This is a genomic window from Rhodopirellula sp. JB055 (assembly GCF_043100905.1).
In the GTDB taxonomy this organism is placed as follows: domain Bacteria; phylum Planctomycetota; class Planctomycetia; order Pirellulales; family Pirellulaceae; genus Rhodopirellula.
On the sequence record NZ_JBICHO010000433.1, the window covers coordinates 1 to 7,809 of the forward strand.

At 56.5% G+C, this 7,809-nt stretch carries 6 protein-coding genes; 2 read left to right on the forward strand and 4 right to left on the reverse strand.

Annotated features, from left to right (window positions below; translation table 11 throughout):
• The coding region (locus tag ACF8AM_RS17060) for an ATP-binding protein (protein ID WP_392556796.1) at positions 1–936 on the forward strand (936 nt) is incomplete at its 5' end.
• Positions 937–1,942: 1,006 nt separating this feature from the next.
• Here ACF8AM_RS17060 and ACF8AM_RS17065 read toward each other — a convergent pair.
• The gene (locus tag ACF8AM_RS17065; protein WP_392556797.1) at positions 1,943–2,623 is read right to left on the reverse strand and encodes a transposase; all 681 of its coding nucleotides are present in this window, start codon (positions 2,621–2,623) and stop codon (positions 1,943–1,945) included.
• Between the two features lie 152 nt (positions 2,624–2,775).
• Here ACF8AM_RS17065 and ACF8AM_RS17070 point away from each other — a divergent pair, with 152 nt between their 5' ends.
• A complete protein-coding gene (locus tag ACF8AM_RS17070; RefSeq protein WP_392556798.1) occupies positions 2,776–3,114 on the forward strand; it encodes a hypothetical protein in 339 nt (112 codons plus the stop codon).
• 10 nt (positions 3,115–3,124) lie between these two features.
• On the opposite strand, the gene ACF8AM_RS17075 is transcribed toward ACF8AM_RS17070, so the two are convergent.
• The 3 genes from ACF8AM_RS17075 to ACF8AM_RS17085 are packed head-to-tail and all read right to left on the reverse strand — an operon-like array spanning position 3,125 to position 7,660.
• Positions 3,125–5,095, reverse strand: a complete 1,971-nt coding sequence (locus ACF8AM_RS17075) for a hypothetical protein (protein WP_392556799.1) — start codon at positions 5,093–5,095, stop codon at positions 3,125–3,127.
• A gap of 7 nt (positions 5,096–5,102) precedes the next feature.
• Positions 5,103–6,365 carry a M16 family metallopeptidase gene (locus ACF8AM_RS17080; RefSeq protein WP_392556800.1) on the reverse strand — a complete coding sequence of 421 codons (1,263 nt, stop codon included), beginning with the start codon at positions 6,363–6,365 and terminating at the stop codon, positions 5,103–5,105.
• Positions 6,362–7,660 (reverse strand): M16 family metallopeptidase, encoded by a 1,299-nt coding sequence (locus ACF8AM_RS17085; RefSeq protein ID WP_392556801.1) that lies wholly within the window; start codon positions 7,658–7,660, stop codon positions 6,362–6,364. Before ACF8AM_RS17085 ends, ACF8AM_RS17080 begins: the two co-directional genes overlap by 4 nt.
• Positions 7,661–7,809: the final 149 nt, after the last annotated feature.

Here is a 7,809-nt window from a genome sequence, read left to right on the forward strand (position 1 = left end):
AGGTCCCTTCGAACGGAGGAGTCCGCTTCATCATCGATCACGGACGACGAACTGCTTTGCATTCGAAAGGACGGAACGACCTTTCCCGCGAGAATCTCGATCTCCTATTGGCATGATGGCGAACAACAACTTGCAGCGATCATCGTCCGCGATGTAACTGAGCAGCGACGGGTTGATGCGTTGATACGACAGCAAATCGCCGAGTTGAGCCGAAGCAATCGGGATCTGGATGCGTTTGCCTATGTCGCTTCGCATGACTTGCGGTCCCCACTTCGAAACATCAAACATCTGGCGGATTGGGTGACGGAGGACACCGGGGATCAGTTACCCGTTGAGAGCGCCGAACACCTGAAGACATTGAAGCAGTGCATCGATCGGATGGAGCAACTGCTGGATGATCTGCTTCAGTATTCTCGTGCCGGGCGAGTTCATGATCGACTGACTCAGGTCAACACAAATGATTTGGTGACAAGGATCTTTGCAATGTTGGCAAAGCCAGACGCCATGCAAGTTTGTATCGACGGGGAACTGCCCACGTTATTGACTCTGAAAGCACCACTGGAAACGTGTCTGCGGAACTTGATTAACAACGCGATCAAACACCATGACCGCGCAGACGGGAGAGTATGCGTTTCGGCGATCGATGATGGCGAATTGATTCAGTTCATTGTCGAAGACGACGGACCGGGAATCGCTTCACGCTTTCAGAAGAAGGTATTTGAAATCTTCCGCACCGTTGCCCCGAACTCAGATTGGAAGAACTCGAGTGGCATGGGATTGTCGATCATTAAAAAGACCGTCGAAACCTACGGCGGAAAGATCGAGTTGCAATCCGAATTGGGGCAGGGCACACGTTTCATTCTGCATTGGCCGCGCCAGATCGTGATGCCACTCGAAAGCGTCGAGCCGCCTGTGTCAGCCGAGTCGGAAGGCTAGCTCTGATCGCGGATGCAACTTTTCTTCCGGCTTCAGCCTTTCTTTATACCGGCAGGAAGGGAGAGGGACGCGTGGGTTTGCATGTCCGTCGATCGACCGAAATTGTCGCCAACGGAGGCCCTCCGTCGGCATGAGCACAGCCAATCTCAGCCAGCGAAAGTGCTCCCGGTAGCTCGTGCGAATGGGGGGCTCAGTGGAACGGGGATGCGGAAACCTGGTCATCCGTACGTTGGAAAAGCCCCTCGTCGCCTTTGCAGGGCTGAAAGGTTTGGTTTTGCGGGGATGAAGGTTCGGCGAAAACGATTGGTTCAACGGGGTTTTGGGTAGTGTGATCGTTCGAGTCTCTGTAGCTTGCCGCAGAAACGACTTCGATGGATCCACTTCGTGGCCGTGCCAATGAACCAGGCTCTTTCGCTATCGGGTCGTTAACAGTGATACTCCTTGCGTGCTTGCGTTCAATCAAAACCATGTACCTAAAAATACCCCCTCCCGTTTTGAGGGTCCGTTTCGAATTACCGTATGCCGCAGTTCCACCCGATCGCAGCAAGGTTTAACTATTGCTTCGTCCTATCGCATTGAGACGGCGGTCCGGGCATGGTTGCGGGGGATTCATCAATGCACTACTTGCTAATCTGTGACGACAAGGCTCTTCCGCTCTCAATTGAAGCTGTCATTAACACTGAGTTATCGAATACGACCCTTGAATCCATTCGAGAGATTGGTGCTCAGAGAATCCGGGACTCGGGAGTCGTTTTTACTTTTCGTCGAAAAAAGGCAGCTGTTGATGTGACGACGATGACGGGAGATCCCGAGGATTCCAGTGGACCTTACGATGGTCAGTCATGGATCTTCATAGACACACGTTGGTCGCTGCTCCATCGCCGTGAGACACGAAAGCTCGCAACGGAGATTCGTGAGGTCTTGCTTAGGCACGGCGCGATCGATGATGCGCCCGAAACAACTTGATGTTCTGTCGACGCGCTGGAGAAAAGGGGACGGGGGTCAATTAGGTGCGTTTCTTTGATCGGGGCCTCCCTCGTGATCGGAGTGTGGACCACAGGTCGTGTTTGTTAGCGAGTTTTTCGACCCATTCGATGTCGCCGAAGGGACGGCCTCGCTGGACGCTCGTTCGAATCATCCCGATCTCCTTTTCGCTGAGTGCTTGATTGACCCGCTTGCTCCAATTTGCCGAGCGACGGATCGGCCAGGTCGACAAGAGTTTTGGATCTCGGTCGGAATGGTTTGCCCAACGGTGGAAAGAACCGTGCAGCCACAGTTCGGCTCGTTTGACCAAATTCGCCCGCACTGGATTGCGTTCCACATATCGGCACACTGTCAGGAAGTGCTCATCGTCTTTGATGGGAAAGCTCTTGAAGCGGGACTGGTACAGATGTCCTTCGCCCGCGGTGCGGTAGTGAGCGTGATAGCGTTGGGTGTGCGTGGCGGTGACCCAACGCAGCATCTTGCCCATTTGCCCGTCTCGGTCGGGGCGAAGTACGAGATGCCAGTGGTTTGGCATCAAGACGTAGGAAAAGATTTGCACTTCGTAGCGTTCTAGTCCTTGGCCCAACACACGCTCGAAGGCCGCGTAGTCTTCGGGCTTGTGGAAAATCTGTTGCTTGGCATTCCCGCGATTCAACGCGTGGTAGATCCCGCCGGCCACATCCAGACGTTTTTGTCGAGGCATCGCGCACACCTGTAGGGAAAAAGTGATCTTGGAGTCGGTAGTTCAATGACAGGATAGCGGAAAAGACCCCCGTCCCCTTTTCGAGGGATGACTGTTTGCTTGCACCGGAGAGATCAACTGTGACTCAACACCAACCTTATGAATCGCCGAGCGTGCCGACGGAATCTGCTGCTTCTTCCAAGAGTTTGTTGGGAAAGATAGCGACTGGGGGTCTTACGCTCGGATTGATGGTCCTGGCATATGGAGCGATCACTTTTTGGGTGCTGCCATTTCTTCCGCCCAATAGTGAATCGGAAGGGCGGTTGCCGAGCCTGACCGTGATGGGCGCGGGCGTGTTGGTGACCGTGGTGGGACTGGTTCTCCGGAGTCTGACAACGAGCAAGGATCCTGAACCCGACGCGAATCAGCCGAAGAAGATTCCGGCGATGTATGGGGTTGCGATTTTGCTGGGGATTCTTGGGCTGGTGTTCTTTGTGATCACCCGTCTGTAATTCGCGGCGGTTAGGCTTTTCGGATGAAGTCGGCGGCGTAGCTTCGGACTTCGCCGCCGTTGAGGACGTGGACCATGCGGAGTTGTTGGATCTCTTGGTCGCTGAAGGAAGACATCGGCACGTGAACCAGGTGCTTCTTGAACCGGCGGGCCAATCGTTTCCATCCGCCGCCAGGCGGCAGGGGGCTCATGATCGCGACGTGTTTGCTGCGTGAGTGCATGCAGGCAGCGGCAATCAATCGTTCTTCCAGTGTCGCGGTGAAATTCAAGCGACGGTCACGCCAGATGTCGCGAATCGGTACGGGCGGATACAAGAACATCGCACCGCCATAGATCCCCAGCCCAATGCCGGGGCCGACCATTTCTTGTTGGAAGTCACTGGCGAAGAACGCGAGGGTGGATTCCCATTCGTGCTCGGCGAACCAAGTCGTGCGCCAGGGGTAATCTCGTGGGTCGGCCGGGGAGTCGAACAGCATCAGGCAGGCATCGAGTTGCCCGCGACTAGGCGGCATGACTTTGACGTAGATCTCTTTTTCGTACCAATGTCGAATCGTGTCCCGGATGTCGATTCCGTCTTTGACGCTGGTGGTGAACTTTTCGGTGCGAGCCAAGTCTTGGCCCATGATCGCCTGGGCTCGTTCGCTGACTCGGTTTCTCAGCAGTTCAATGCGTTCATCTTCGGGCGGGTAGCTGCACTGGGAATAGGGGTTCCAATTGTGCTGCCATTCATGCCGTTCTTTGTCGCTGGGCCGCCGTTGGAGCTGGATCGTTTGCCACGAAATCGGTGGTCCTGGCAAACGATTGACCAGCGACACGACGTCTTGGTTGGGCAAGCGAGCTTGGTCGATTCCCAGTGTGATCGGTTGATCGGATTCAGGGATCCATTGGTCGGAGTTTGCACCTGGTTCGTCCGCGTAGGCGTACTTGGTTGCAACTTCGGCGACGTGCAATGCGAACTGGTCGCCGAGGACTTGTTTGCAGGCGGTGATGATCGTGACCATGTCCGGGGTCATCCGGCGGTTGATCAACGACAAGTTGCGGATGTATTGCAAGCACTTGGAAAGCAGCAACGGCGTGATCTTGCGGGCTCGATTACCAAGGTCGTCGAGGTAGCTTTGGCGACCGGCGATCAACAGTTCTTTGACTCCGTCGATCTGCAAATTTTCATCGTCTTCCAGTTCGGCTCGCGCACGTTCGTGGAGCGAGGTGATGAATGGCAATTCGCCGAACAAGAACAGCAGAGTCTTCGAATTAATCTTGTGCCGAGTCGGCGTGGAGACCTCTTCGTTTTCAAGGTCATCAACCGATCGGCCCTGGTCGGTTCGCAGGAGTCGGTGGGCATCGCGAATCCATGGCCAATGCAGGATGCTGGTGACCAGCAAAATCCGCTGGTAGCTCTTTTCGAGCTCGGTGAGCTGGGCGGCCATGTAATGCATTCGATCGCGAGTCAGCTCATCGCTCGGTGGTGGAATGCTGGGGAGGATCGCGGCGGCGAACTTTTCAATCGCTACGTGCCGGACCGCATGCGCGTCGGGCATGACGGTCGAGAAAGGCTGGAAGTGATTCGTTTCCAGATCTATGAAATGTCGCGGGATGTGTTCGCCCATCGCAGCGCGGATCGCCATGATCACGCTTTGGCACGGATCGATCGGCACGTAGCTGCTTGGCAGGGGATCTGCGTCATCGTCGTCGGCTGACTCGCCGTATTCTTCGGCTGACAATTCAGGATTGAAGGGCAGCGGTGGTTCGAACGTCGATTGTGATGCGGGGTGTTGCAGCACGATCGAGGGACGCGGGAGTTCCAAGACCGATTCTTCAACCGGTTGTTGGAAGGACGGCGGCAGCGGAACGGCCAGGCAATCGAAGTTGTGCTCGAGCATGAACCGACGGGTTAACCAGGCGAACTGGCCACTGCCGTGGATGATGGGCAGCAGTGTGACGCGATCGTTCAGGCGTAGCAGCTCGGGGACCGTGTCGCTCATCTTTTAATCAACCAACCAAATTGGATTGAGGTTCAGCGGAGGAGGCAACGACTTCGGTTGCTGATTGCCCCAAGTAGGTTCGGGCGGCTTCGGCAACGCTTTCGATTGTCACACCACGGTAGGCATCCAGCAACTCATCGAGCGACAGGTAATCGCCACAGCACAACCAGCGACTGCCCAGCCCGAACAAGCGGTTTGACGGGCGTTCGGATTGCATGATGCAACCAGCGACCGTTTTGTTGATCACTTGATCCAGTTCCGATTGTTCAACGCCGTCACTGGCGACTCGGCCGAAGACTTCGTTCATCAAGCGAACGTTGGAATCCATGTCATCGGCGGCGCAGACCAAGTAGGTGAACAGGGCACCGGTGTCGGTGAACTCTTGCGGCCAAAGGGTGGCGACTTCGGCGCGGCCGGTGTCGATCAAATCCCAGAACAGCCGGCTGCCGCCGTCATCGCCGACGATGGATGCCAGCAATCGCATTGCGTAGCGAAGTGGTGACTGCATGGACGGCCCGTCGCCCAATGTCACTCGGTAGCTTTGTGCTGCATCGGGAACGCTCAGGTGCTGTGTCAGTTCGATGCCTTCGGGGGTGGTGCTGAGATCATCACCGGCCAAATCCGACGGGGCAGGGCGGTCGAGCCAATGCTGGGTCATCTTTTCGGCTTGAGCGACCAAGCCATCAAAGTCGACGTTGCCGCTGGCGGCCAGCACAATGTTTTCGGGTCGATAACGGCGATTGAAATAGGCTCGCATCGATTCGACTTGCATCGATTCGATCGAGTGAGTCGTGCCAAGCACGCGTCGTCCCAACCCGCGAGGTCCGTAGGCACATTCCATCACCCGTTCGAAGGCACCAAACGGAGGCTGGTCTTCGTACTTGGCGATTTCTTCCAGGATCACGTTTCGCTCGGTCGCGAAATCGTCGGCGTCGAGCGACGGGCTGAGCATGTCGGTCAGCAAGTCGACCATGCGGTCTTGGTACTTCGGCAGCACGGACGAATAGTAAACCGTTTGTTCTTCGGACGTGTAGGCGTTGGATTGACCGCCGAGTTCATCCAGTTCGCGGTTCACATCCGCAGCCGAGCGACGTGCGGTTCCTTTGAACATCATGTGTTCGAGGAAGTGGCTGAGTCCCGATTCGATGTCGGTTTCGTCACGAGCACCGGCACGCACGAAGTAACCGACCGCGGAGGAATAACCACGCAGGTCGATGTCGGCAACGATTCGCAACCCATTGTCTAGGGTCGTTGATTTGAGTTCGTTCATGCGAGCGTTTCGCCTCCTTGAAGGGCTTCCGGTCCGACGGTCACGATTCGGAATTGCCGCGGGCCGTGTTGGCGAAAGTAGGATGCGACTTGGTCGAGGGTGATGGCTTCGATTTTGGCTTCGAGTTCTTCGGTTGGAATGACGCGTCCAAGTTGATATTGGTCGGATGCGAGCGAGCTGGCTCGTGAGCCGGCGGATTCTTGTTCCATGATCAGTCCGCTTTCGATGCGGACTTTCCAACGCGAGAGTTCTTCTTGTTCGAGGTCGTCGGCCAAATGTTGGATTTCGCGAAGGCTGACGTCGAGCGTTTCTTGCGCTCTTGCGGGAGTGGTGCCGGCGTAACCGAACACGGCACCGTGCTGTCCGATCGTGTGGGTGCTGGCCCAGACGCTGTAACACAGCCCGCGTTGTTCGCGAACGCGATCGAACAGGCGGCTGCTCATGCCATCGCTGAGGATTCCGATTCCGGCTCGCATGACGAAGTAGTCATCGCTGCCGTAGGGAATCGAATCGAATGAAAATCCGATGTGCGTTTGGCTGCTGGGCAGTTCGATGTGTTCGTTGCCATCGATCGGGGCAGGGGAGGGCAGGGCAGGGCGTTTGCCTGACTTCCAATCGCCAAAGGATTGCTCGATGGAATCGAAGATTTGATTGGCGTCGAAGTTGCCGGCGACAGCCAGCACGCTTCCACCGGCATGGTATTGATCCGTGTAGAACTGGCGGACGTCATCCATGCTGAGCGCTTCCAGGCTCGCTTCGCTGGCGTATCCACCGCGTCCAAGGGAGGGGCCGTATTGGCGTTCGCGAAGACGACGCATCAAACGCTGAGTCGGTTCGTCTTGGAACGCGGCGAGTTCTTGCCGCAGAATCATTTTGGCATCGTCGAATTGATTGCCCGGTAAGTGTGGTCGTCGAACGACATCGGCGAGCAGTTCGATCGCGGGAAGCAAGGATTCCGCCGGCATGCGTGCGGAGTAACCCGCGACGCTGGTCGCGGCGGAGTTGCCGCTGTCGATGCCCAGGTTGTCTTCGGCGGCAACCAGTTGGCGACTGTTGTAGGCACCCGCACCACGCTGGACCATTTCACAGGTCAGCGATGCCAGTCCATCGCGACGAGCCAAGAACTCCGTGTCGGCCAGTTGTGCTTCGCTCAAACCAACCAATTCGGTTGTGATCCCAGCAGGCAGCCACAGCGTGTACGCGGCGGTTCGCAGCCAAGGCATCGGTTGCACGACGACGGTCAGGCCGTTGTCGAGCGTTCGAGTTTGAATCGGAGGAGATTGAGTGCTGAGCAAGGGAATCGCTGAGGGCTGAGGGCGAGTTGCTAGTTGGGTTCAATTGGTAGCGGAAGTCGCCAAGACTTTCGGAAATCACGGTCGAGGCCGAAACTCTTGACGAGTTTCGCTACGTGGGTTGCGAGCTAGGAGCTGGGAGCTAGACCCAG